The sequence below is a fragment of the Rothia sp. HMSC072B04 genome, assembly GCF_001813725.1.
GTDB lineage: Bacteria > Actinomycetota > Actinomycetes > Actinomycetales > Micrococcaceae > Rothia > Rothia mucilaginosa.
This window is the reverse complement of the sequence record NZ_KV813803.1, coordinates 71,760-96,402: the sequence shown is the minus strand read 5'-3', so window position 1 is coordinate 96,402 and position 24,643 is coordinate 71,760. Positions and strand designations below refer to the sequence as shown.

The window sequence follows — 24,643 nt, the reverse complement described above, 5'->3', positions numbered from 1 at the left end:
GCGAATCCGGTATTGGATTCGCACCCTCTCTGTTGCGTCTATAGCGTTTTCGGGTTTACGCCGGGTTTACACCGAGGCTAGCTCTCCTTGGTGCGCTCAACGTGAACCTGCTCGTGACCGTCCTCATCGGGGGCGGAGTACTGCAGGAACTTCGGGCGCGAAGGCTCAGCCAGGCGCACAGCAGAAGCCTGAGTACGCTGCTTGGACAGGTCCAGGTTGAACAGGTAGGTCACGGTCTCTTCACGGACCGCACCGAGCATCGACTGGTACATGTCGTAGCCTTCACGCTGGTACTCGACCAGCGGGTCACGCTGAGCCATTGCACGCAGACCGATACCTTCCTTGAGGTATTCCATCTCGTACAGGTGCTCGGGCCAGCGCTCACCAATGACGGACAGCATGACGCGGCGTTCAATTTCGCGCATGCTCTCTTCGCCGACGCTCTTTTCACGCTCCTCGTAGATGAGGTGTGCGTCCGCCAAAACTTCCTTCACGATCTGGTCGCGAGTGATCTTGGTGCGGTCGCCGGCGTCCTCTGCCAGGTCGTCCACGGTGATGGAGATGGGGTACACCTGCTTGAGGGCGCTCCAGAGCTCGTCGAAGTCCCAGTCCTCGGCGTGGCCTTCAGAGACGCGGGCGTCAATGATGGTGGTCAGCACCTCGTCCACGAAGCCGGAAATCTGTTCCTTCAGGTCGTCACCGTGCAGGATGCGACCGCGGTCCTTGTAAATCGCTTCACGCTGGCGGTTGAGCACGTCGTCATACTTGAGCACGTTCTTACGCTGCTCAGCGTTACGGCCCTCAACGTTTGCCTGTGCGGTAGCGATAGCGCGGCTAACGATCTTGGAGTCCAGTGCGGAGTCCTCGGGGGCTGCCGCCATGAGGCGGGTCGCCATGCCGGTGTTGAACAGGCGCATCAGTTCGTCGGTCAGCGACAGGTAGAAGCGGGACTCGCCCGGGTCACCCTGACGGCCGGAACGACCGCGCAGCTGGTTGTCGATACGTCGGGACTCGTGACGCTCAGTGCCGAGCACGTACAGGCCACCGAGCTTGGTGACTTCATCATGCTCTTCTTTAGCGGCGTCTTCGCAGGCCTTCAGAACCTCGGGCCAGCGTGCCTCGTACTCTTCGGAGTTGGTGTTCGGGTCCAGGCCGAGCTCACGCATCTTCTCGACGGCCTCAAATTCGGGGTTACCACCGAGCATAATGTCGGTACCGCGACCAGCCATGTTGGTTGCCACGGTGACGGCACCCTTACGGCCCGCCTGCGCAACAATAGCAGCCTCACGCTCGTTGTTCTTTGCGTTCAGCACCTCGTGGCGCACGCCTGCCTTCGCCAGCTGGCGAGAAAGGTATTCGGAGTTCTCCACGCTTGCGGTACCCACCAGGATCGGCTGGCCCTTTTCGTGGCGTTCCTTAATGTCCTTGACGACCGCCTTGAACTTGGCGATTTCGTCGCGGTACACCTTATCGGGGTTGTCGATGCGCTGCACACCCTTGTTGGTGGGGATGGGCACCACGCCGAGCTCGTAGGTGTTCATGAACTCTGCCGCTTCGGTTTCCGCGGTACCGGTCATACCGGACAGCTTGTCGTACATGCGGAAGTAGTTCTGCAGAGTCACAGTCGCCATGGTCTGGTTCTCAGGCTTGATTTCGACGCCTTCCTTCGCCTCAATCGCCTGGTGGATGCCGTCGTTGTAGCGGCGGCCCGGCAGAATACGACCGGTGTGCTCATCAACAATCAGGACCTCGCCGTCGATGACCACATAGTCCTTGTTGTTGGTGAACAGCTCCTTCGCCTTAATGGAGTTGTTCAGGAAGCCAATGAGCGGGGTGTTCTTGGATTCGTAGAGGTTCTTCACACCCAGATGGTCTTCCACCTTGTCAATGCCGGATTCGAGGATGCCGACGGTGCGCTTCTTCTCGTCTACTTCGTAGTCTTCACCGCGCTTGAGCAGGGTCGCGGCAATGCGCGCGAACTCTGCGTACCAGCGGTTCGCCTCACCGGCTGCGGGGCCGGAAATGATCAGAGGGGTACGCGCCTCATCGATCAGGATGGAGTCCACCTCATCAATAATGGCGAAGTTGTGGCCGCGCTGAACCTGCTCCTCCACGGTCCATGCCATGTTGTCGCGCAGGTAATCGAAGCCGAACTCGTTGTTCGTACCGTAGGTGATGTCTGCGGCGTACTGCTTACGACGCTCGTCAGGTTCCATGGAGGAGAGAATCACGCCGCACTCCATGCCGAGGAAGCGGAACACGCGACCCATGAGGTTCGCCTGGTACTCAGCCAGGTAGTCGTTCACGGTCACAATGTGCACGCCCTTGCCGCTCAGCGCGTTCAGGTACGCGGGCAGGGTCGCGACAAGGGTCTTACCCTCACCGGTCTTCATTTCGGCAATGTTGCCCAGGTGCAGCGCTGCACCACCCATGAGCTGCACGTCGTAGTGGCGCTTGCCCAGGGTACGCTTGGATGCTTCACGGACCACCGCAAAGGCCTCCGGCAGCATAATGTCGAGGGATTCGCCGTCCTTGACGCGCTCGCGGAACTTGTCGGTTTCCGCTCGCAGTTCCTCATCGGTCATAGATGCGAAGCTGTCCTCGAGCGAGTTCACCGCCTTGGTGTACGCTTCGAGCTGTCGCAGAACCCTCTTATCGCCGGTTCGGAGGATTTTCTCCAAGAAAGATGCCACTGAGCTTCTACTCCTTGCTTGTTTCGGTATCCTCACCAAGGGCGCGCGAGAGTGCGCGCGGTGAGGCCTTCCTACATATTGTATGGCAGAGCCGCCTAATTCGCCCGTCCGAGCTATTTTTTACGCTGTACGCCCACGAGGTGACATTTGGTGACGTTGCGCGTCGTTCATCCTCTGGCGGAGGTGGAGGGAGCACCGGGTTCCGGGGTCGGGCGCATCCCCGCGCTGAGAATCCGAGCCGAGAACCTCAGCTGTAGAAGACAGAGAAAAACCCGGGGGCCTGGAGAAACACGGGGTGTGTTCCCAGACCGCCCGGGTCCTTAGCCTGCTCGCTGGGCATGCCACCTCAGCTGCCAGCAGGTACGTTGGGTTTTACTCGTTATCCAGAGTAATAATGCCGTAGCTCCAGCCCTTACGGCGGTATGCCGCAGCCGGTGCGCCGGTCTCGCTGTCAATGTACAGGTAGAAGTCGTGGCCGACCAGTTCCATACGGTCAACAGCTTCTGCGGGAGTCAGACGCTCACCCTTGAAGCTCTTGCGGCGAATCTCAATGGGAGATGCTGCTTCATCGGCGAGGGTGACCTCGCTGTTGTCGAATGCTGCTTCTTCCACCGGAACATCCGGCAGCAGAATCTCGGTAATTGCTTCGGTAACCACAGGAATCGAGCCGGTAGCGTCCGCCACGGAGACGGGGTGCTTGCCACCGCGCTTGTGCAGCTTGCGGCGGTCACGTGCACGGCGCAGACGCTCCAGGAGCTTGCCGTAGGTTTCATCGAAGACCGCGAACTTGTCGTGACCCTGGGCTTCGGAACGGAGGACAGGGCCAGTACCAACAACGGTAATCTCAACGCGGATGGACTCGCCACCCAGATGACCGTCCTTGCTGAACTTGACGTCGATGTCCTTCACGTTATCGCCGAGCTGAGCGAACTTCTGAACCTTGTCGCTCACGTATTCTTCCAGGCGTTCGGTGACCTTGATATTGCGGCCGTAGATGTTGACTTCCACGATCATTCCCTCCAGGTTGGGGGCTTATACCGCGTCCGGTTGGACCCGGTACGGGGGTTCGACTTCAATGCCGTTCCCTTGTATATATTTTAGTACGAAACATGTTTCATATCACTAGATATGACAAATATTTAGCCTAAATAATAGCTATTCGTCCGTCTGCGAACTTTATTCGCTAAAAATCGTGTATCTCTTGCAACTAACTACAAGAAACGCTATATCTGAGCCTTTTTCGGTACCGCCGCCACAGCACACACGCCTAGCACCCGCGAACCGGATTCCTGCAGCACACGCACCATCTCAGAGGCGGTCGCACCGGTGGTCACCACGTCATCACAAATAATGCTCACCCGATCCGCGCACAGGGCAGGCTCCATAACGCGCAAGGCACCGTGCATCCGCTCGGCACGACCCACAGCGCCCAAGCTCTTCTGCTCATTCTTTGCCTCAGAAGCACCGAGAAGAGAAGTACCCACACGAGAAGATAAGGAGGCGCCGCTCCCCCGCCGACCGCGAGGCGCATACCCGATGACGTCCACGGCACGCACTCGCACCGAGGCGGGCAGACGCTGATTGAGCTGCCGCGCCGCCTCCTGCACCAAAAGATTTGCTGGCGAATAGCCGCGGCGGCGCACGCTCTGCGCAGAGGACGGTGCCGGAACCAGCAGAACCTCAACTGGTGCGGCGGAGGTGCCCACAGAAGAGATAGAAGACCCCGGCACGCTCTGAAGCTCATCCCGATGCGCCCGAAGAAGCTCGTACACGCTACGCGCCAAACCCTCACCCAACAGGGGCAGCAAATCGGTGCGACCAGCGTTCTTCAACGCCAACAGGGCACGCGGCATCATCCCTTCATACCGGGATGCCGCACGCACCTCGGGAGCAGCCGCGCCATCAAGAGGCTGCAGAACCTGCACACGCTCCACACGCGCCAACGCCGAATACAGCTGCGGCAGGCAGCTTTCACACAGCGGTGAGTCGGCACCGTATGCCACCGGCACAGCACAGCACGGGCAGGTACGCGGCATCAGCACCTCGCCCAAAGACCCGCCGGCGCTCTTGAGAGCACCCGCAAGCCCGGTCAGAGACTTGCTCCAGGACCCATTCACGGAATCGTTCAAACCACGCTGTACTGAACTCACCGAAAACAACCTTTCCGCGCGCGCCGCTCCCAGCCACAGGGGCTAACCGGCGTAACTAATCTCGTGCAGGGTCGTGTCCAGGCGGATCCAGCCGCGCTCCTCCATCAGGTAGCACGAACCGTCAGAACGGTGAGCAATAATATTCGACGTATTATCCGCCGTCGAAATGGTCATCACACCATCCAGACGGTCCAGCTTCGTCTCTTCACCGCTGAGGGAAATCACCTCAGACTCACCATTCTTCACGTTCACCACCACGACGCTCTGGTCGCCAGCCCAACGGGCATTACGCGGAGTCACAGAAGAACTCAGACGCACCATCTCCGTCAGACGCAGAGGCTTGCCAGCATCATCACGCACAATGCCGGAAATAATCACAGCCGACGCACCCTCAGTAGACGCCACAATCGCCATGCGTGCACCATCGTGAGAAACATTCACGCTCGTAAAACTCAAATTACGCTGCCAGGACAAACCAATATCCACACCGCGCTCACGCTCGGTTGCGTCCTCAGAATCCGGCTTGAAAGCACGCACAACGCCCTCACCATCGGCAGCCCACACCCAGCCGTACGCATCAAAGCTGGGAGCAGTCAGCGCGGTACTCTGCCACACGCGGCGGGCAGTGCCCTGATACACCGTGTACAGGCTCGCAGCATCATTCGCCAAGCAGGCGTAAACATCCGCCGAATAGCCCATCGCCGGGGAACTCAACTGGGTCACGCCACGCAGAAGCAATTGCTCACCCGCATTGCTCATATAGTCATCACGCGCCACCATCTGGCCGTTCGAATTAATAGCAACCGTGCGGGCAGGAACACCCGGGTTCAGCTTCACCGCAGAAAAGCCGCTCGGCGCGTTCTCAGGAATCAGAGTGCCGTTATAGAAAACCTCAGTCTTGCCCAGACCCGAGAAGTTCTCCAAGCCGTGCATAATCTGCTCACGCACACGCGCCAAACGGTTATCGTCCAGGTGCTCACCCGAGAGGCGAACCAGCACATCCTGGTTATCGCTCATGTTAGCGGTCTCAAGGCTCATCGACTCATTCAACGCCGAGAACGCGACATCCTTCAGGTAGGATGCAGGACCAATCATGAGGGTACGCACCAGCAGCTCAAAGTAGCGGTCCGTATGCGGGAACCAGCGGATATCAGGCACAGCATAACGGAACGCACGATCATAGAAATACAGGCGGCACGGGCTAAACACGCGCTCAAACTCAGCGCCATCCAGCCACAAACCATCCGGGCACGAGTTAATGCGCCATTGGTTATCTTCCATGACCACCGTAAAATCCTGAGTCTCAGTCTGAGCCTCCGGGAAGGTGCTCGTAATACCCTGGCTGCTCACCGTAGCAGTCTGCTGGAAACGCACATGGTACATCCCCTCAGCAGTCCCGCTATCGTCGCTACGAGGCTGCACCGTATTCCGGTACACACGAGTCGTACCCATAGGATTCCAACGGCCCGCAAAAGAAGAACTCAAATACTGGCGCGCCACCGCATAGTTCTCGATACTGTCCGCACCGGCACGCACGAAGCCCTCAATAATCGCCTCGGGAGTAGCACCCGCCAGCGGACCCGGCGCACGCGCCGGAGAAGTATTAACGCTCTTCACGTCCAGACCGCTACTGTGCTGAGTCACTTTGTCATTCGAAGGAAGACCCGCGCAAGAGCTCACGAGCGTCGCCAAAGACACCGCACCCCAAGACAGCACGGCGCGTCGAGAAACAATAGCCCTGTGAGACATGGAGGTCTTAACCTTCCTCTACAAACAAAGACAAACACTCACCTGCTAACGCTACAGGCCATCGCAGCGCGGTGAAAAGATAACCACAGTGAAATAGCAACACCGTGAAAATATACCTGCATTGATTGTACTGGGTAAACAGTGCAAATACGCAAGGATAAGCGTAAATACAGCCGAGCAACACCAACACACCGATATACGGCAGAAGCGTAAGCCTCTCTCCGTCCGAACCCCTTAGAGCTCGTCCTCAATGTTCACACGAGGAGCAATGTTGGGCAGCGTATCCTTCGCAGTCGCCGAACGATGCGAGATTGCCTCAGGCTCACCCGTCACAAGAACCGGCGACTCCCCCAAAGGCGCGCCATGAATCAGCGGCAGGTTCATCGTGAAGCAGGCACCGCGGCCCTTCTCGCCCCACGCCTCAATCGTGCCACCGTGCAGACGCACATCCTCAGCAGCAATCGACAGGCCCAGACCCGTACCGCCCAGGGTACGCTTACGAGAAGTATCAGCACGCCAGAAACGGTTAAACACCTGAACGGCTTCGTCCTCAGACAGACCGATACCGTGGTCACGCACCGCAACGCCCAGGTTCGTGGCGTTCGCACCCACGTACACGTCAATCGGTCGGGATTCGCCGTGCTCAATCGCGTTGTACAGCAGGTTACGCAGCACACGCTCAATACGCACGCGGTCCATATCAACCATGATGCTCTCATGGCTCGTATGCACGTTCAGCTTAGTATTCGTGCGCTCCAGGTGCGGCAGAGCCTCCTGCAGAATATTCGACAGCACACGCATGAAGTCTTCAGTGTCGATGGTCAGCATTGCGCTACCGGCATCGAAACGAGAAATCTCCAGCAGGTCAGAAAGCATCGACTGGAAACGATCCACCTGATCGTGCAGAAGCTCCACGGTGCGGCTCTGCGTGCGTTCCATCTCGTCACGCGTATCGTACAGAAGTTCCGTACCCAAACGCACCGTCGACAACGGGGTACGCAACTCGTGCGAAACGTCAGAAACGAATCGCTGCTGCAGAGTCGACAGGCGCTCCAGCTGAACAATTTTCTCCTGCAGCGAGTCAGCCATCAGGTTGAAGGAATAGCCCAGACGCGCCGCCTGATGCTCACCGTGTACAGACACACGCTGATCCAGGTCACCGGCAGCCAGCTTCTCAGCGGTAATAGCGGTCTGCGTAATCGGGCGGACCACAAAACGAGTCACAATCCACACCACAGAAAGCACCACAGTAAGCAGTGCACAGAAACCACCAAAAAGAACAAAGTTAATATGCGCAATCGTGGCGGAAGAATCCGTCATATCGTACACAAGGAACAAACCGTAATTAGGGTTCTGTGCAATAGAAATATGTGTACCAACAATAAGCACCGGATAGGTACGCTCACGATTATTTTCGACAGTAGTCACCGTAGACGTCTGCCAGAAAATACCCTCTTTATCGCGAACAGTTGTTTTGAAATCATTCGGAATACTCGAAGAATTCAAAGAATTATTACTACTCTGCTCGGGAATAAAGCCCTGCTTACCTTGACCTTCCAAAGGCACAAGAATCCAATTGCGCTTACCCGAACTACCCGCATCCAAGACGGTCAGGGTACGGCTCACATTACGGCGAATCTCGCTGTCACTACGAGCCTCAGAGGAGTCCAGCACACTCTGAACGTTGCGGAAACCACTCTCCGATTCCGCCAGCGCCTGAGACTTCTGATTCTCAAAAAGACTCGACGCAATCTGGCTTGACAAGGACCAACCCACCATCAAGAAGCTCAGGAACATCATGATGCCCGCGGTTCCCAGAGCACGGAACTGCAGAGATTCCTTCCACAGACGCTGAGCGCGCTGCATCAGGCTCCTACTACTCTGCTTTTTCGCCTTACGCGGCTTGGAAGTGCGGGTACGCGAAGAGGCGGAGGCTACCGCCTCCGCCGTCAAAGCGCCGTGCTCATGGCTCGACTTCGCAACAGACAATCAGGTTATCCCTTCGCCTATGAATAGGTTCCGATTAGCTACCGGAAGATCCCACCAGCTCGGTCGGAATCTTATAGCCAACGCCACGAACCGTCTGAATAAAACGATCCGCACCCAGCTCATCAAACTTAGCGCGCAAACGCTGGACGTGCACGTTTACCAGCGAATCGCTCACATCAGTGTAACCCCAGACCATATCCAGCAGTTCCTGACGGCTCAACGCCTGACCCGGGTGGCGCACCAGCGCAGCCAGCAGGTCAAACTCCAGAGGAGTCATCGGAACCTCAGTGCTGTGGTACTTGACGGTACGACCGTCCATATCCATGACAATATCGCCAATGGACACCACCAGCTGGCGGCTCTCGCGCGGACGCAAACGAGTACGAATACGCGCCAACAATTCAGCGTGCTTAAAAGGCTTCGCAATGTAATCATCAGCACCAGCCTCAAGACCCTTAACAACATCTTCAGTGTCGCTTTTAGCGGTCAACATAATAATCGGCACATTAGAAGAGCGGCGAATTTGCTGGCACACTTCAATACCGTTCATGCCAGGAAGCATCAAATCCAAAAGCACCAAATCGGGAGTGGAACGCATAAAAGTTTCAAAAGCGCGTGCACCATTTTCACAGAAAACAGCGTTAAAGCCCTCTTGCGCGAGCACGAGGCCAATCATTTCCGCCAGAGCATCATCGTCATCAACCACCAAAATGGTGTGTGCGTCGCTTGCGCTCACAGTACCTCCCTAAAGAATTGTCGTAAATACTTACATAAAAAAGCTGATTCTCTAATCATACCGCGCACTCAGCCAATGCACGGGCACACTCTGTCACCCGAGCCAGCGAAGCCGTGGCATCCAGCATACTTACCGCGGCTGAAGTCATCCCAGCAGGCACGGAACCGCTCTGAATACGCTCATCAGGCATCAAACCCACCGCGCTCAACTGGGTCGGCTCAAGACCAACCTCGCGCCACAGGCTGTACAGGCGGCGCACCTGATCAGGAACCCGCGCAGAGGTCACCACCGGCAGCCACAGCTGAGCCTGAGCCTCCAAAAGTTGCGCCACAGGTTCCCAGGAACGAGGGTCGCTCAGCGGCGGAACCTGCAGCGTGCCCGGCCCCTTGAGGCGGGCACGATCAGGATGCAACAGCAAAGCGCAAGGAGCGCCGCCCTCAACACGCATCGCCTTCACAAGAGCCAACGCGTCAAGGGTGGGGCGGGACTGGCTCAGCAGCTTCAGCTCCTGCACAGGCTTGAGCGCGGTGCCATCCACATCCAGGATGAGCTGCAGATTCAGCTCGGCGAAACGCTCCGAGATACGGCGGTACACCTGCTGATAGTAGTGAGGTTGCAAAGCCGGCAGGGAGCGGAAACCACTCACCGTAGGGATGGCCCCCTCCATCAGACGCTGAAATTCGGATTCATCCAGCTGCACGGCAATCAGCGCCCGCGGAGCTTGCAGAGCCTCGCGCAGAGAACCCATCCAGCGTTCCAGGCCTTCCAGGAACGACTCCAGCAGGTCACGGCTCGCCCCTGCATCACTAATGGCACGCTCGCCGCCGGGCAAATAGATACTGGCGGCAAGAGTCAGCGGACCGGCCAGCTGAATCTTATACGCCGGGGCGGTATCCTGCCCTGAACCGAAACGTTTCTTCTGCGAGCCCACGCGGTCAGCGAGAAGATTGATATCGGAGAGCAGACGGTCCTGCGCCAGGGCAGACTCGCGCGCTCCCCTGCCGCCGCTATGCACCATGCGCCACCCAAACGAGGCACCGTCAAAGGCAAGTCCCTCGCACACCGCCAGGGTGCGTGCCAGCGGGGTACTCCGCCAGCCCAGCGCAGGCAGATGCGGCAGGAACGGCAAGTGCGGGGAACCCAGCTCGCCCTCCACACGGGACATCGCCTCAGCCAGGTCATCGCCGGGAAAATCGCCCAGACCGCTAGCACGTACCAGCGGACGCTCCGTAGCGAGCGCGGCGAGGTCCTGTTCGGTCAGTTCGTCCCCTTCGGGGGCACGGTACTCACCGGGCAGTAGCAGGCGCTCCGGCACCGGCTCGGTGCGGGCATTCTGGCGGGAGGAAGATTGAGGGGGCATAAACGAGTGAGGTTAAGACAGGTTAGGGAAAAGTGCGGGCGGGTCGATGCTCTGCCGCTGGACGCTCAGCACGATGGATGCTCAGCAGGGATGAGAGCGGGGCTTTTCGGAGAGGCTGAGATCTCGAAGAGGGTGAAATCTTAGAAAGTCTTAGCTTTCAGACTTTTCAGTCTCTTCGTCCTGGTCAGCGTGCTCGTTCGCGATGCGCACGTGGTGGCGAATCACCTCAGAGATGATGAAGTTCAGGAACTTCTCCGCGAATTCCGGGTCCAGGCTGGATTCCTTCGCCATGGCACGCAGGCGAGCAATCTGCGCCTCTTCACGACCGGGGTCGCCAGCGGGCAGGTTGTGCTTAGCCTTCAGGACGCCCACGCGCTTGGTTGCCTGAAAACGCTCCGCGAGGATGTGCACCAACGCTGCATCGAAGTTGTCGATGGAGCGGCGCATGGCGAAGAGCTCCTCGTAAACCTCCGGCGCGACTTCATCGCCCATGGAGGTGGCGTGGGGGTCAAATTCGCAGGAAGTGTGTTCGGCAGTCATCGGTCTCTCCTCAGTCCGGTTGTGGTCTTCTGTGCGTTGCGCTCGAGCAGGCTGTTGCGGCAACAGCTGCGAATAGCGGGGTACGCGGCTATTCTGTGCGGCTAGTCGGCGCTGGTGGAGGCGCCAGCAGACAGGGTTTCCTGAATGTCTTCGCGGTCCAGCGAGTAGGCGCGGGCGATCGTGGACTGACCCAGTACGCGGGTGCCCTGGTAGAGCACCATGGTCTGTCCCGGTGCCACGCCGGAGAGCGGATCCAGGAGGCGCACTACGGTTTCCAGACGCAGTGCGCCTTCTTCTTCAGCTTCGGGGTCGGGTGCCCAGGTCATGTACGCCTTGGCGCGGACCGGGTCGGCGTGCGCGCGCACCTGTGCGGTCACCTCGAACTCTTCGCTGCGGGCGCCCAGCTGCGCGGGCTGTTCCAGGAAGCGTGCCGCCTGTTCCACGGGGACACCCGCCCAGGTGGCGCGGATACCGCGGATTTCGTGCACGGCAAGTAGCTCGCGGGAGCCGACGATGACTTCATTTTCCTTGGGGCGCACCTCAAGCACGAAGCGAGGCTTGCCGTCGGCGGCGGGGCGGCCCAGCGCCAGGCCCTTACGCTGGCCTACGGTGTACGCCTGCGCGCCGGGGTGCTCGCCGAGCACCTCGCCGTGGGTGTCCTTGATGAGGCCGGGGCGCATTGTGATGTGGTCGCCCAGCCAGGCGCGGGTATCACCTTCGGGGATGAAGCAGATGTCGTAGGAGTCCGGCTTCTTCGCCACGGAGAAGCCGCGCTCTGCCGCCTCCGCACGCACCTGTGCCTTGGAGGGGGTATCCGCCAGGGGGAACCAGGCGTGCTTGAGCTGTTCGTGGGTGAGCACGCCGAGCACGTAGGACTGGTCCTTGGCCCAGTCGGCGGCGCGGTGCAGTTCGCGGTTACCGTCTTCGGTGGTGATGACGCGGGCGTAGTGGCCGGTCACTACGGCGTCGAAGCCGAGTGCGAGGGCGCGTTCGAGTAGCGCGGCGAACTTAATCTTTTCGTTGCAGCGCATGCAGGGGTTGGGGGTTCGTCCGGCTTCGTATTCGGAGATGAAGTCGTCGACGACGTCTTCCTTGAAGCGTTCGGAGAAGTCCCAGACGAAGAAGGGGATGCCCAGCTGGGAGCAGACGCGGCGGGCGTCCATGGAGTCTTCGAGGGTGCAGCAGCCGCGGGAGCCGGTGCGCAGGGTGCCGGGCATGCGGGATAGGGCTAGGTGAACGCCGACTACTTCGTGTCCTGCTTCTACGGCGCGGGCTGCGGCGACTGCGGAGTCAACGCCGCCACTCATAGCTGCAAGAATTTTCACTGCCTATCCTTCTGTTGTGTTGAGCTTCTAGGAACGTTCGGAGCGTGCCCTGTGTGCGGGCGGACTTTCCGTTACTGTAGCTACCCATTGTACGCAGGGGCTCGGCGGGATATTGGGCAGTGCACCCTCAGCCAGCCCTCAGCGAACGCTGAGATTGCAGGCTGAGGGCGGTTGGGTATCTTCTCTTCTGCTTTTCTAATGCCAGCGGGAGGCGTCCGGCAGCTGCGAGGACAGTCCCGCCTTTGCTGCCTGTTCGTAGGCGGCGGGTAGTGCCGCGATGAGGCGTGCGATATCGGCTCCGGTGGTGGAATGGCCGAGGGTGAATCGCTGGGCGCTGCGGGCGGTGTCTTCGTCCATTCCCATTGCCATGAGCACGTGGGAGGGGCGGGTCACCCCGGCATTGCAGGCGGAGCCGGTGGAGCTGCTGATGCCCTGCATGTCCAGAAGGAAGAGCAGGGTGTCGCCTTCTGCATTTTCGAAGGTGAAGTGGGCGTTGCCGGGCAGTCGCTTCTGGCCAGGGTATTCTTCGGTGAGCGGGTTTTCGCCGCTCAGGTGCGCCTGAGGGATGAGCGCGCTAATTGCCGCAACGAGTTCGTTGCGTAGCGCGGCGATGCGGGCGGATTCTTCGGCGATGTGCTGTACCGAGTGCACAGCGGCCTCTGCGAAACCTGCGATGGCGGGCGCGTCGATGGTGCCGGAGCGTACGGAGCGTTCCTGACCGCCTCCGTGAAGCACGGGGGTCAGCTGCACGGCGCGGGTTGCTACCAGCGCGCCGATGCCCATGGGCCCACCGATTTTGTGGCCCGAGATTGCGAGGGTCGCTACCCCGCTGGCGTGGAAGTCGATAGGCACCGCGCCGAATGCCTGCACAGCGTCCGAGTGCACGGGAATACCGTATTCAGCAGCAATGGCGGCGATTTCGGGGATGGGCTGTACGGTACCGACCTCGTTGTTCGCCCACATGACGGTCACGAGCGCGACGTCTTCGGGGTTCTTCTCGATGAGTTCGCGGACGGTCTGCGGGTTGACGCTACCGTGCTCGTCTACGGGGATCCATTCGAGCTGCGCGCCTTCTGCCTTTTCGAGCCATTCGCAGGTTTCTTCCACGGCGTGGTGCTCAATGGAGGAGACGAGAATTCGGGTGCGCTGAGGGTCTTCTTCGCGGCGCTTCCAGTAGATGCCCTTGACAGCGAGATTGTCCGATTCGGTGCCGCCGGACGTGAAAATAACCTCGGCGGGGTCGGCTCCAACAGCGCGGGCGATGCGTTCGCGGGCGTATTCGACGGTGGCGCGGGCGTCGCGTCCTACGGCGTGCAGGGAGGAGGGGTTGCCGCCGTTGCGCATCTGTTCGACCATCGCGTCGATGGCTGCGGGCAGTACGTCGGTGGTGGCGGCGTGGTCGAGGTAGACGCGGCCGTTCTGACGGGTGGTTTCTGCGCTCATGGTTCCTCCTGCTGGGTTGTTCGGCGGTTTTTCGCCTCGCTTATTTTATCGCGCTCTATCCGCGCTCTTCTAGGCGTGTTCATCTGCGGCTGGGTCGGCGAGCGCTACTGCCCCGGGACGCTCGGGGGCTGGTCGGGGGCTGCGCGGTACACTTAGGAACGTGTTCAAGATTCTTTTCTATACCCCTGAGATTCCGGGCAATACCGGCAATGCTATCCGTTTGGCGGCGATTACTGGCGCTGAGCTGCACCTGGTGAAGCCGCTGGGCTTTAACTTTGATGATGCGCATCTGCGCCGCGCGGGTCTGGATTATCACGACCTGGCGGTGGTGACGGTGCATGAGACCCTTGAGGATGCGTGGGAGGCTCTTGCCCCGGAGCGTGTTTTTGCGTTCACGACGACTGCTTCGACGTCGTATGCGGATATTGAGTACCGTCCCGGTGACGTGTTCATGTTTGGTCCGGAGTCGGTGGGTCTGCCCGCTGAGGTTCAGCAGGACCCGCACGTGACCGAACGCGTGAAGATTCCGATGAAGCCGGGTCGCCGTTCGCTGAACCTGGCTAATTCTGCGTCCATTGCGATTTTTGAGGCGTGGCGTCAGAACGGTTTTGAGGGAGGCGCTATCTAGCATGGCTGCAGCACACCATAATCTGCCGGGGCCTCTGGTTCAGCAGATTCTGGAGACCGTCCCTCCCCTGGCTGAACAGATTCGCCAGGATCCGCAGAATAGGGAGTTCACGGAGCAGGGTTGGGAGCCGGTCTATTCGGCGTCGCCTCATGCCCGTATTGTGGTGATTGGTCAGGCGCCTGGGTGTGCCGCGCAGGAGAGCCGTATCCCGTGGAATGACCCGAGCGGCGTGAAGTTGCGCGAGTGGATGGGCGTGACGGATGAGCAGTTCTATAACCCCGACCTGATTTCGCTGTTGCCGATGGATTTCTATTACCCGGGTAAGGGCGCGCACGGCGATAACCCTCCGCGTAAGAATTTCGCGCAGAAGTGGCATCCGCAGCTTCTGGAGCTGATGCCGGATGTGCAGCTGATTCTGCTGGTGGGGGCTTACTCTCAGAAGCACTACCTGGATGGTGTGCACGCCCCAAAGGCGCAGAGGAACCTGACGGAGACGGTTCGTGCGTGGGAGTCTTATCTTCCTAAGTTTCTGCCGCTGGTGCATCCTTCGCCGCTGAATTTTAGGTGGCAGGCGAAGAACCCGTGGTTCGAGCAGGAGGTTGTCCCGGCTTTGCGGAAGCGCGTGGGCGAGGTTCTCGAGGGCCTCTAACCTGCCCCTATCTGCAACACCAATACAGTTTGCTGTACTAACGAAAGAAGCTCCCACCCCGCATATGGGGTGGGAGCTTTCTTTCGTTACACCATGTGGCACTCTTTTAAAGTTAGAGTTACTGAACGGTAGAGCCGGCTGAGCGGGTGTTTCCCAACCGCGTTTCTACCTGTTCAGAGGCAGAGTGCGTTTTACTTCTGGCTGTTTACTTCTGGCTGTCGGCGTCGCCCAGGGTCACGGTGATGTCATGGGTGGAGGAGCCGCGCTTAATCTTCAGCTTCAGATCAGAGCCTGCTGCCGCGGCACGCACGGTACCGTTAAGCTCGTCGCTCTTGGTCACGGCGTGACCGTCGGCTTCAATCACGACGTCGCCGGATCGCAGGCCTGCCTTCGCGGCGGGGCTGTTAGATTCTACCGAGGCAATTTCAACGCCACCGGGGATGAGCTTGGACGAGCCCGAACCGGTGTCCGCGGGGCTGTTCTTTACGCTCGCGCCCAGGTAGCCGTGGGTTGCCTTACCCTTGGCAATGATCTCGGAGGAGATGCGCTTGGCGTAGTTGGAGGTAATGGAGAACGCCATACCGTCGGCGGTGCCGCCGTCCTGGCTTGCCTGACCCTGCGCGTTAATGCCGACCAGTTCGCCCTTGAGGTTCACCAGCGGGCCACCGGAGTTACCGTGGTTGATGGGCACATCAACCTGAATCATGGGGATGTAGTTCTGACCCTTCGCGTCAGCGGGCTGCACGCGGTTGACGTTCGAGACTACGCCGGCGGTCACCGATTCGCTACGACGATACGGCGCGCCGAGGGCAACCACGGCTTCGCCGGAGACCAGCTTGGAGGAGTCGCCCCAGGTGATGGGCTGCAGGTCCAGGCCGGAGGGGTTAATCTTCAGGACTGCCAGGTCAGCGGCAGAGTCCAGGCCTACCACGGATGCGGTGCGTACGGTACCGTCGCTCAGGCGAACCTCAATGGTGGATGCTTCTCTGGAAGATTCGAGGGTGACCACGTGGTGGTTGGTGAGGATGTGGCCGTCCTTGTCGAGGACGACACCACTACCGCCGCCGGAGGTGGAGCCACTTGAGGCCATGATGGTCACGGTAGAGGGCAGGACCTTCTTCGCGGTTTCTGCTACGCCTGCCACGGTGGAAGAGTTGCTGATATTGGAGCTGACGGAACCACGGGAGGAGGTGCTGGTGGAGCTGTTATTCGATGCTGCGATGCCGCCTCCGACACCCGCGCCAACGCCACCGCCAACGAGGGCTGCAAGCAGAGCCGCGGTGAGCACAACACCTGCGCCGTAACGCTTGTTGTTATCGGTGTTCTGGCGTGCAGACTGCGCCGAAGCGACCTGAGCAGCGGCTGCCTGGGGGTAGGTGTAGCCGGGAGAAGCATATGCTTGCGGGTATGCGTTCTGACCCTGCTGCTGGTTCGCGGGCTGGTAGCTTGCCTGTCCGTTCACGTTCTGCAGGGGACGGGTTGCATCCGTGACGCCGTCATTGCCGCCGTAGGACCATCCATTGTTTTGAGTCATGAGTTCTCCTAGAGTCGTGCGTATGCGTCACCCTGGGCACACGCTATCTTTCTACTGTAGATGGTGTTTCATTGCGTTCTATATCTTTTTGCTGTTGGTTATCGGGGAGTTCCCTGGGAATTTTCCGCGCGCCCTTTCATCGGCAGCTGATTCGCTGGTCTGAGATACCCGACGATTTGCTCGGCAGCTAGTTTATTTTGGGGCTTTGTTCGCTACTCACTCTCAGGTTTCTCTTTTAAAGCACTCGGTTTTTCTTCACGGTTTACACAGCATGACGCTTCTTGGTACACAGCTTGAACACAGGGTCAGTCCGTAATGTTGAAGGCGCATAGAGCCGAGAACAAAGGCAAAGGACAAAGGCAAAGGAGAAACCCATGATGATCGGCACCCTGATTTTCTGTGCGATCTTGGCAAGCTCCATCGGTATTGGTGCGGGTATTGTGGCGTGTTGCTCGGGAATGGTGTACCGCCGTCATCGTGCGGAAAAGGCCTCCGAGCTGGCTCAGCAGATGGCTACCCACGCACTGACTGCCGGTAGGTAGCGTAAAGAGTTTGATAGTTTTCCGGGGCGGGAGATGAGAGCCCTGCACCGGGAGGGGCGAGAATCCCCAGTATGTCCCGAAGGGTCGGTGTGAGGACCGGCCCGGGTGTGATAGTGAGTTGAGTGATGATCGATGCGGTGTGAGCCCCCCCCCTGCATGAGGGCGCACGCCGCATCGTCCTTTAACCTTGGCGCAGATGCTGGAAGCACTGGCGGAGAGCACCCGGTACCCCGGCTACTTCCCTTTTAGTATGCGGTAAGGCAACGGCGTTGCGAGCACCCGGGATTTAGCTGGGTTATGGTGAAGTCATGAGGATTATTTCTGCTGTTTTCGCTCTTGTTGGCGCGCTGCCGATCATGCCTGCGGCGGTGGCGTCTTCTTTGGACGGCGCTACCCGCCTGTACGCGTTGCTTATATTTGTTCTAATCTGCGCGGCGGTAGCGTTTTTCGCGTCATTGAGCCCTTCGCGCCGTCGTGCGCGTGAGATTAGGCGGCAGGTATTGCAACAGCAGCAGAACCAGGCGATGAATCAGCAGGTACCGCCCCCGCAGGCACCCAATCAGCAGGGGCCTTCACAGCAAGTACCCCCTCAGCCGGTTCCTTCGCAACCAGTACAGGGCGCGGTGAGCTACCCGATGCACTACCAGCCGAAGCCAGCGCAGCCGGGTAATAGTGCTCAGCAGGCTCAGCAGAGTCAGCAGATTCAGGCGACCTCGCCTCACCTTGCCTCATCTCAGCCTCCTCAGCAGCCGGTGGCTGCACCTTCGCCGTTGGAGCCGATGCAGGCAGGCGGTGCCTCCGGCTCATCTTTGGTGCAGAACCATTCAGCAGAAAGCCAGGAGCAGCAGAGCATGTCCCAGAACACCCCGGCGCAGCCTGAAGAGCGCCCGCAGCAGGAGGCCGCCCAGCAGGCTCCCAAGAGTAACCCGGCACAGAGTAACCCGGCGCCCTCTGACCATTTCTCTCTGAGTACCAACTTCAAGCTCATTCCCCCTCTAGAGAACGCGCAGCGCAGCCGCTACCCCATGGTGCTTTCTGCCAGTACATCAGAGGATGAGGTCTTTGCGTTGCCGTCGATTAGCGGTGTGCCGCAGCATCTGCTGGTGGGCACGCAGGAGAATCATGTTCCGCTGAATCAGCGTCCGCGCCTACAGCAGATCAATATTCTTGAGAACTACCTCATGCGTGCGGTAATGAACCTGCAGACGCTCGAGCGTGCGCAGATTTCCCCGCTACACAGTTTCAAGGAGACTGCTCAGGCTGACCGCACGGTGCTTGCCGCCGAGCTGGAAGAGACCATCCGGGTATCTCGGCTGAAGCTGAGCGGGGCGCTGGAGTTCTATACGTCCCTGCCTCGTCTGGCGGAGGCGCCGGGTTCTTTCGCTTTTGCCCGTGATCATGCGCTCTCCCTGAGCGCCACCGTCATTAGCCTGACGGAGGAGTGCTTTGAGCGTACCTTCCGTTGGCGTCTACTGGAGGATACCCTCCCGGATTCTTTGAGCGACCGCCTGTACGCGGTGCGTTATCTGCGTGAGAGTGCCCAGAAGCTGGCGGCTTTTGTGGAGCTGAGCGAATTTGATCGCGCTATGCAGCTTGCCGAGACTTGGAAAAAGACTGTTCGTAAGGATTCAAATCTCGATGAGGCCAAGGTCTGGAATGAGATGACCGAAGTCGCCTTTGACGTTCTGCCCGAGTTGCGAGAGCAGGCGTTGAAGGGCGTTCAGTCTACGCTGGAGTTTAGCGAGCTTTTCTACCGTCCCGGCGAGGACGGTACGCACCGTATGCTCCGCCCGGAGCAGCTGAGCGAGTTTGAGCTCAAGGGCGTGCAGTCCACGCTGGAAGAGCGCCTGGAGAAGGTGCGTCTTGAGCTTCAGGATGCGGAGTTCTGCGCCGCTGTCTTGAGCCTGCAGGCGCGCTCTGTCATTGAGCTCCTGGAGGAGCTTCTGCAGGTTGAGCAGGACGGCGTTCTAGCGGAGGTTGTGACCGATTTGCGGGCGCTTGCTCATTACTCGCCCGACCTTGCCGAGAAGCCTATCCAGACGTTGATGTTCAGCCGCGAACAGTACGCCCCGGATGGGGAGGATCTTCCGACCATTGGCGAGCGCATCCGTTCCCTCTCGAGTGTTCCCGAGGTTCTGGCGTTCGTTCACTACGAGGGACCGGTGCTTCTGGTGGGCGTCTCGGATCCGTATAAGGCGTTTTCCGGGGAGAGTGCCGAGGGTCTGCTTTCGGAGGAGAAAAGGTTATCTTCCATGCCGTTGTCAGTGCTGCGCACCCATTCGCGGCTTCTACGGCAGGTGCTTCGTCTGCAGAATCTACGGTTGAAGCTGGCGTGGGTGAGTAGCTGTAGCGGCTACATGCCTTTGAGCCTGGTTGAACGGTATTACGTCGGCTCCTCTGCCGGGGATGAGGATTTGAAGGAGCTGACCGAAAATATTGAGGCGCTCGCTGAGCTTCTGGATGCCCATTCTAATTCCCAGGTGTATAAGGGCCGTGGTGTGCCGACTACGCCCTTTTTGTGGTCACAGATGCGAAAGCAGGCAGATCGCAGTTCTAGGTTGCTGAATACTGTGCAGTTCTTAGGCTGGATGTTCGCCTCATCTTCGCGGGTTCAGGTAGTGAACGGCATAGCACAGAGCATCCACGATGTTAATGCCGCGGAGGTAGTGGAGCACCTGATGAGCAATCTAAAGATTGCGCGTCGGCGCTAACTGTCTGAATAGCCGGTGAGCCGGGGTCTAGCATGAGCCTAGACCCTGGCTTTCTTATATACCGGCTTTCCTGTATACCAGCTTTCCTGTATAAAGCCTGGGAAGTCGGTAAACGGTCGGCAAACAGCGGCGCAATATTCTCGTATCTGTGCGTCTGTGTGGCTGTGCCACAGCTACACTAATAATGTGACCAGCACTAAGGTGTGCGATGAACAAGCACGCCGTGAAGTGCAGGTCCGTTCATACTTCACGACAACGGAGGAAAGACCATGACCGAGCACGCCTTTGCGCGTCAGATTCGTCCCGCACGCCCTCGCCTGCGCACTATCTTGGGTGCCACAGTGCTGGCGGCAGGTCTTTCTTGTGCCCCGGTGGTTCTGCCGGCTGGTTCTGCATTTTTGAGCACGTCTGCTCAGGCTGCTGACCCGATGCAGATTACGGGCACCACCGTGTACGATTCCACGAACTCTTTGGGTGATACCGCTACCCTGAAGTCTAAGATTTCTGCTCTGTCGAAGAAGCACAACGTGGATTTGCACGTAGTGGTCATCGATAAGTTTGAGAACCCGTCTACTTCTTCGAGCTGGACGAAGGCGCTTGCCACGAAGAACAATTGGGGTTCTGCCGATGTGGTGCTGGTGATTGCTACCGAGTCTCGCCAGGCGTATTTCTTGGCGGGTAGCACGAAGACCCTGTCGAGTGATCAGCAGACGAAGGTGTACCAGAACTACATCAAACCGAAGCTGCAGAATAGCGACTATTCGGGTGCGGCTCTTGCCGCAGTTGAGGGTATCGAGGCTCAGAAGGGCGGTAGCTCTTCGGGTGTTGTATCCGGCGTGCTCGGTGTGGGTGCGGCGGCGACCGTGGGTGCTGGCGGTTACGCGATGTACCGCCGCCGCAAGAAGAAGAACGCTCAGCAGCAGCCTCAGCGTTCCTACGGTGCGCCTCGTAACTACTCCCCCATTCCGGAGGTTCCGCTGGAGGAGCTGCGCACTCGCGCCGGTAGCGCCCTGCTGCAGGCTGATACGACGATGAGCCACGCGAAGCAGGAACTGGATTTTGCGCGCGCACAGTACAGCGATCAGCAGGTTGCTGAGTTCGCCCAGGAGATTGCGCGTGCTGAGGATCTGATGCGTAAGTCCTTCCAGCGTCAGCAGCTCCTGACCGATAGCATCCCGGATACCGAGGCTGAGCAGCGTGCCTGGTTGACTGAGATTATTGATAACTCTCAGGAAGTCACCCGCATTGCTCAGGAGCAGGACGCTAAGCTGGCTCAGTTGCGCAACCTGGAGCAGGAGGCACCGCAGGCTATTGAGGCTCTGGCTCAGCGTCTGCCGCAGCTGCGTGCCTCGGTGGAGGAGATTGCCGCCCAGTACCGCGCGTTGAAGGAACGTTACCTGCCCAGCGCGCTGGAGCCCATTTCGAAGACTCCTACCCTGTTGGAATCGAACATGGTGCTGTGTGCTGCGGAGGTTGAGAAGGCTCAGGCGACCGTTGCGATGGCTCGTTCGGAGGCGGTTGCTCACCTGCGCACCGCTGAGGAAGCCGCCTCGCAGATTCAGGCGCTGGGTGCGGCAGTGAATACCCGCTCGCATGAGCTGGAGCAGGCTCAGCTGGGTCTGAGCACCGACCTGCTGAGCATTCAGCGTGACGTGGCTGAGGCGAAGAGCCTGGCTGCATCTCAGCGCCGCGATGATTTGGGTGCGGTCGCTGCCGGTATGGAGGCGGTGCTCAACCAGGTCAACCAGAGCGCTTCGGCTCGCCCGAATGACCCGCTGACTCTGGCGAACCAGCTGCGTCAGCTTTCCGCTGAGCTGGATAAGGCAATGACGAATATGCGTGCTACCCGTGAGCGTTCTCGTGCGGCTTCGCAGAACCTGGATCGTACGATGCGTTCTGCGTACGCTGCGGTGAACGGTGCGCGTAGCTACATCAATAACCGCCGTGCTGCGGTGGGTCCGATGACCCTGACCGCTGTTTCTGAGGCGGAGCGTCACCTGGGTCAGGCTCAGCGTCTGGCTTCTTCGGATCCGCTGAACGCTATGAAGGAAGCCAACATGGCGATTCAGAAGGCGACCGATGCGCAGAACCGAGCTCAGAGCGAGGTCGGCAACTACTACAACAACCAGAACGACCGCGGCGGCGGCAGCTTCGGCGGTGACCTGGCGAAGGGCCTGCTGCTGGGCGCTCTGATGACCGCGATGAACTCCGGCACCAGTAGCTGGGGTAGCAGCGGCGGCCACAGCAGTGGTGGTAGTAGCGGCGGCAGCTGGGGCGGCGGCTTCAGCGGCGGTGGCGGCGATTGGGGTAGCGGCGGCGGTGACGGCGGTAGCTTCTAACCGCCTCCGATGCTACCGATTCTGTCGGTCGGTTTTTGTAGGTTTTTCTACAGTCTGACCGGCGGGGTGGATAGCTTACCTCACCGCTTTCTTCCCCAGTCGGAAAACACCTGAGGTAATTTACCAAAAGTTTAGGTTGCAGAAATCAGGCGTGCATCATTTTCACAGCATGCACCCAGAAATCTGCCACATAATTAGTTATACGGGCACGGCTCACGAGGAGCGTAGTGCTCCCCCGCAGCCCGTGAACAGAAAGTAGGAGATTATGGCTAAGCAGACCATCTTCGGCCGTATTGCACAGCTCGCTAAGGCAAACATCAACGCTCTGATTGATGCAGCTGAGGACCCGGAGAAGATGCTGGACCAGATGGTTCGTGACTACACCAACAACATCCGCGAGGCGGAGGCTGCAGTAGCACAGACCATCGGCAACCTGCGTCTGCTCGAGAAGGACCACGCTGAGGACGTCAAGACCGCTCAGGAGTGGGGCACCAAGGCTCTGGCAGCTTCTAACAAGGCTGATGAGTTCCGCGCAGCTGGCGACGTTGCCAACGCTGACAAGTTCGATAACCTCGCGAAGATTGCTCTGAACAAGCAGCTGCTGGCTGAGAAGGCTGCGCAGGCTGTTGAGCCTCAGCTGGCTTCTCAGACTCAGGTTGTCAACCAGCTCAAGGACGGCCTGGAGAAGATGCGCTCCAAGCTTGAAGAGGTCAAGTACAAGCGCGATGAGCTGACCGCACGTCAGAAGACTGCAGCAGCTCAGACCCAGGTGAACGACGCTCTGAAGGCGTTCGACGTTCTGGACCCGACCAGCGAGATGAGCCGCTTCGAAGAGAAGGTTCGCCGCGAAGAGGCACGCGTCATCGGTCAGCAGGAGCTGGCAGCTTCCTCCCTGGACGCACAGTTCAACACCCTGGACCAGATGGAGCGCGACACCGAGCTGGACGCTCGCTTGGCTGCTCTGAAGGCAAAGAACGCTCCGGCAGCTCCGGCTCCCCTGGCTGTGGAATCCCCCACCCAGACTCTCTAAACCTGGGATTCTCAAGCCTGGTCTAGCGCATAACTTCATGAGCTAAACCTATAAAGATCCGCCCCGTTCCTGAACTCATCAGGAACGGGGCGGATCTTTATGCGTTAAGGGGTGCGAGCTTTAGTTCGCGTAAATGTACAGGTAGCCTGCCATCGCGGAGCGGGTAACCGCATCCGAAGAGGTGGAACCGGTACCGATACCGTTGGAGGCAGCCCACGCCAGAGCCTGGGACGCGTAGCCGCCCTGAGCCTGTGCCGGGGAGCCAGCTGCACGGTACATGAACTCAGCCATGGTGGACTCAGTGACGGCCTCCAGGGGGCGGAAGTCGCTACCGTTGATGCCCTGCTGGCTCAGCCAGAAGATCTCCTTGTACGCGGGGTGGTTGACCGGAACATCGCTGAACGGCGAAACAGCCGGTGCGTTCACTGCGGGGCGACCAGCCACGCGGTACAGGTAGGTTGCCAGCTGTGCACGGTTGACCGATGCGTTCGGGCGGAAGGTGCCGTCCGCGAAGCCGAGCATGATGCGGTGATCAGAGTTCCAGCTGATCTCGTTGTAGTTCGGGTTCGAGTCGGACAGGTCGCTGTAGCCCAGCGCGGGGGTCTTACCCGCAAAGTCCAGGGAGGACGCCAGGATGTGCGGCAGGTCGTAGTCGTGGTGGCTGAAGCCGTCAATCAGCTTCACGCGGGCGTCGGAGAAGCCAGCGCCCAGGTATGCGTTGTAGCCGGACTCGACTGCGCCACGTGCGCTCCAGGTGACGGGGTAGGTGTTACCGGAGGTGTCGTTCGCGCCAACCCACCAGTACATAGGCAAGCCCTTAGTGGTTGCATCAGCGTCCACGGAGCCGTCCGAGTCGCCGCCTGCAACCATGATGGAGCCGCCACCGTTACGCCATGCGGTGTTGTGGTCGGTCAGCTCGTAGGTGATGAACTCAGCGCCACCGGAGTAGCCCATGGTCCACACCTGGGAAGCGTCCAGGTTGTTCTGGCCGATGAAGGAGGAAGCGAAGGAGCGGAAGAACTCACCGTTGGTGTTCATGTCTTCCCACCAGGTGATGCCGTTGCCGGATGCGTTGGTGTCCGGGGAGATAATAGGCACGAAGACCATGTTGCGGGCATTAGCGATCTTGCCCATCGCCGCGAGCATGCCCTCGTCGGGGGTGTAGACCTTGGACTCGTCACGCTGCCAGTAGTCACCGTCGAAGTAGAAGACCACGCCAACGGGC

18 protein-coding genes are annotated in these 24,643 nt (G+C 59.4%); 6 read left to right on the top strand and 12 right to left on the bottom strand.

Annotation, left to right across the window (positions count from 1 at the left end; genetic code table 11):
* Positions 1–77 precede the first annotated feature (77 nt).
* From secA to HMPREF2928_RS04795, 10 genes are all read right to left on the bottom strand, one after another.
* Complete coding sequence (gene secA / locus HMPREF2928_RS04840; RefSeq protein ID WP_049342199.1) at positions 78–2,693, bottom strand: preprotein translocase subunit SecA; 2,616 nt, start codon at positions 2,691–2,693, stop codon at positions 78–80.
* A 372-nt stretch (positions 2,694–3,065) separates the two neighbouring features.
* The gene (gene hpf, locus HMPREF2928_RS04835; RefSeq protein WP_246823563.1) at positions 3,066–3,707 is read right to left on the bottom strand and encodes a ribosome hibernation-promoting factor, HPF/YfiA family; all 642 of its coding nucleotides are present in this window, start codon (positions 3,705–3,707) and stop codon (positions 3,066–3,068) included.
* A gap of 209 nt (positions 3,708–3,916) precedes the next feature.
* Complete coding sequence (locus tag HMPREF2928_RS04830) at positions 3,917–4,843, bottom strand: ComF family protein (protein WP_083311380.1); 927 nt, start codon at positions 4,841–4,843, stop codon at positions 3,917–3,919.
* A gap of 42 nt (positions 4,844–4,885) precedes the next feature.
* On the bottom strand, positions 4,886–6,592 hold the full coding sequence (locus tag HMPREF2928_RS04825) for an LpqB family beta-propeller domain-containing protein (protein ID WP_070687510.1): 1,707 nt from the start codon (positions 6,590–6,592) through the stop codon (positions 4,886–4,888).
* Positions 6,593–6,826: 234 nt separating this feature from the next.
* Positions 6,827–8,581: an MtrAB system histidine kinase MtrB gene (gene mtrB / locus HMPREF2928_RS04820; protein WP_070634794.1), complete on the bottom strand. Its 1,755-nt coding sequence runs from the start codon at positions 8,579–8,581 to the stop codon at positions 6,827–6,829.
* Positions 8,582–8,615: 34 nt separating this feature from the next.
* Positions 8,616–9,317 carry an MtrAB system response regulator MtrA gene (mtrA, locus tag HMPREF2928_RS04815; RefSeq protein ID WP_012903206.1) on the bottom strand — a complete coding sequence of 234 codons (702 nt, stop codon included), beginning with the start codon at positions 9,315–9,317 and terminating at the stop codon, positions 8,616–8,618.
* A gap of 55 nt (positions 9,318–9,372) precedes the next feature.
* Positions 9,373–10,677, bottom strand: coding sequence for a uroporphyrinogen decarboxylase/cobalamine-independent methonine synthase family protein (locus HMPREF2928_RS04810; RefSeq protein ID WP_049358411.1), 1,305 nt, complete (start codon positions 10,675–10,677; stop codon positions 9,373–9,375).
* Between the two features lie 150 nt (positions 10,678–10,827).
* Positions 10,828–11,217 (bottom strand): chorismate mutase, encoded by a 390-nt coding sequence (locus HMPREF2928_RS04805; RefSeq protein ID WP_049342203.1) that lies wholly within the window; start codon positions 11,215–11,217, stop codon positions 10,828–10,830.
* Between the two features lie 101 nt (positions 11,218–11,318).
* Positions 11,319–12,542 (bottom strand): tRNA 2-thiouridine(34) synthase MnmA, encoded by a 1,224-nt coding sequence (gene mnmA / locus HMPREF2928_RS04800; RefSeq protein ID WP_049358409.1) that lies wholly within the window; start codon positions 12,540–12,542, stop codon positions 11,319–11,321.
* A gap of 195 nt (positions 12,543–12,737) precedes the next feature.
* Entirely contained in the window at positions 12,738–13,985 is a 1,248-nt protein-coding gene (locus tag HMPREF2928_RS04795) for a cysteine desulfurase family protein (protein ID WP_070687509.1), read from the bottom strand.
* A gap of 160 nt (positions 13,986–14,145) precedes the next feature.
* Here HMPREF2928_RS04795 and HMPREF2928_RS04790 point away from each other — a divergent pair, with 160 nt between their 5' ends.
* The gene (locus tag HMPREF2928_RS04790) at positions 14,146–14,613 is read left to right on the top strand and encodes a tRNA (cytidine(34)-2'-O)-methyltransferase (protein ID WP_005508556.1); all 468 of its coding nucleotides are present in this window, start codon (positions 14,146–14,148) and stop codon (positions 14,611–14,613) included.
* Between the two features lies 1 nt (position 14,614).
* A complete protein-coding gene (locus HMPREF2928_RS04785; protein WP_070687508.1) occupies positions 14,615–15,262 on the top strand; it encodes a uracil-DNA glycosylase family protein in 648 nt (215 codons plus the stop codon).
* A gap of 205 nt (positions 15,263–15,467) precedes the next feature.
* On the opposite strand, the gene HMPREF2928_RS04780 is transcribed toward HMPREF2928_RS04785, so the two are convergent.
* Positions 15,468–16,796, bottom strand: a complete 1,329-nt coding sequence (locus tag HMPREF2928_RS04780; protein WP_070543765.1) for a S1C family serine protease — start codon at positions 16,794–16,796, stop codon at positions 15,468–15,470.
* Positions 16,797–17,170: 374 nt separating this feature from the next.
* On the opposite strand from HMPREF2928_RS04780, the gene HMPREF2928_RS09150 reads away from it, so the two are divergent.
* From HMPREF2928_RS09150 to HMPREF2928_RS04765, 4 genes are all read left to right on the top strand, one after another.
* Positions 17,171–17,338 carry a hypothetical protein gene (locus tag HMPREF2928_RS09150; protein WP_168160863.1) on the top strand — a complete coding sequence of 56 codons (168 nt, stop codon included), beginning with the start codon at positions 17,171–17,173 and terminating at the stop codon, positions 17,336–17,338.
* Between the two features lie 308 nt (positions 17,339–17,646).
* Positions 17,647–20,049, top strand: coding sequence for a non-ribosomal peptide synthetase subunit (locus HMPREF2928_RS04775; protein WP_070687507.1), 2,403 nt, complete (start codon positions 17,647–17,649; stop codon positions 20,047–20,049).
* Between the two features lie 269 nt (positions 20,050–20,318).
* On the top strand, positions 20,319–22,388 hold the full coding sequence (locus tag HMPREF2928_RS04770; protein ID WP_070687506.1) for a TPM domain-containing protein: 2,070 nt from the start codon (positions 20,319–20,321) through the stop codon (positions 22,386–22,388).
* A 265-nt stretch (positions 22,389–22,653) separates the two neighbouring features.
* A complete protein-coding gene (locus tag HMPREF2928_RS04765) occupies positions 22,654–23,418 on the top strand; it encodes a PspA/IM30 family protein (protein ID WP_070543768.1) in 765 nt (254 codons plus the stop codon).
* A 120-nt stretch (positions 23,419–23,538) separates the two neighbouring features.
* Here the strand turns inward: HMPREF2928_RS04765 and HMPREF2928_RS04760 are convergent.
* Positions 23,539–24,643: S-layer homology domain-containing protein (locus HMPREF2928_RS04760; RefSeq protein ID WP_141754958.1), on the bottom strand; the 1,105-nt coding region annotated here is incomplete at its 5' end.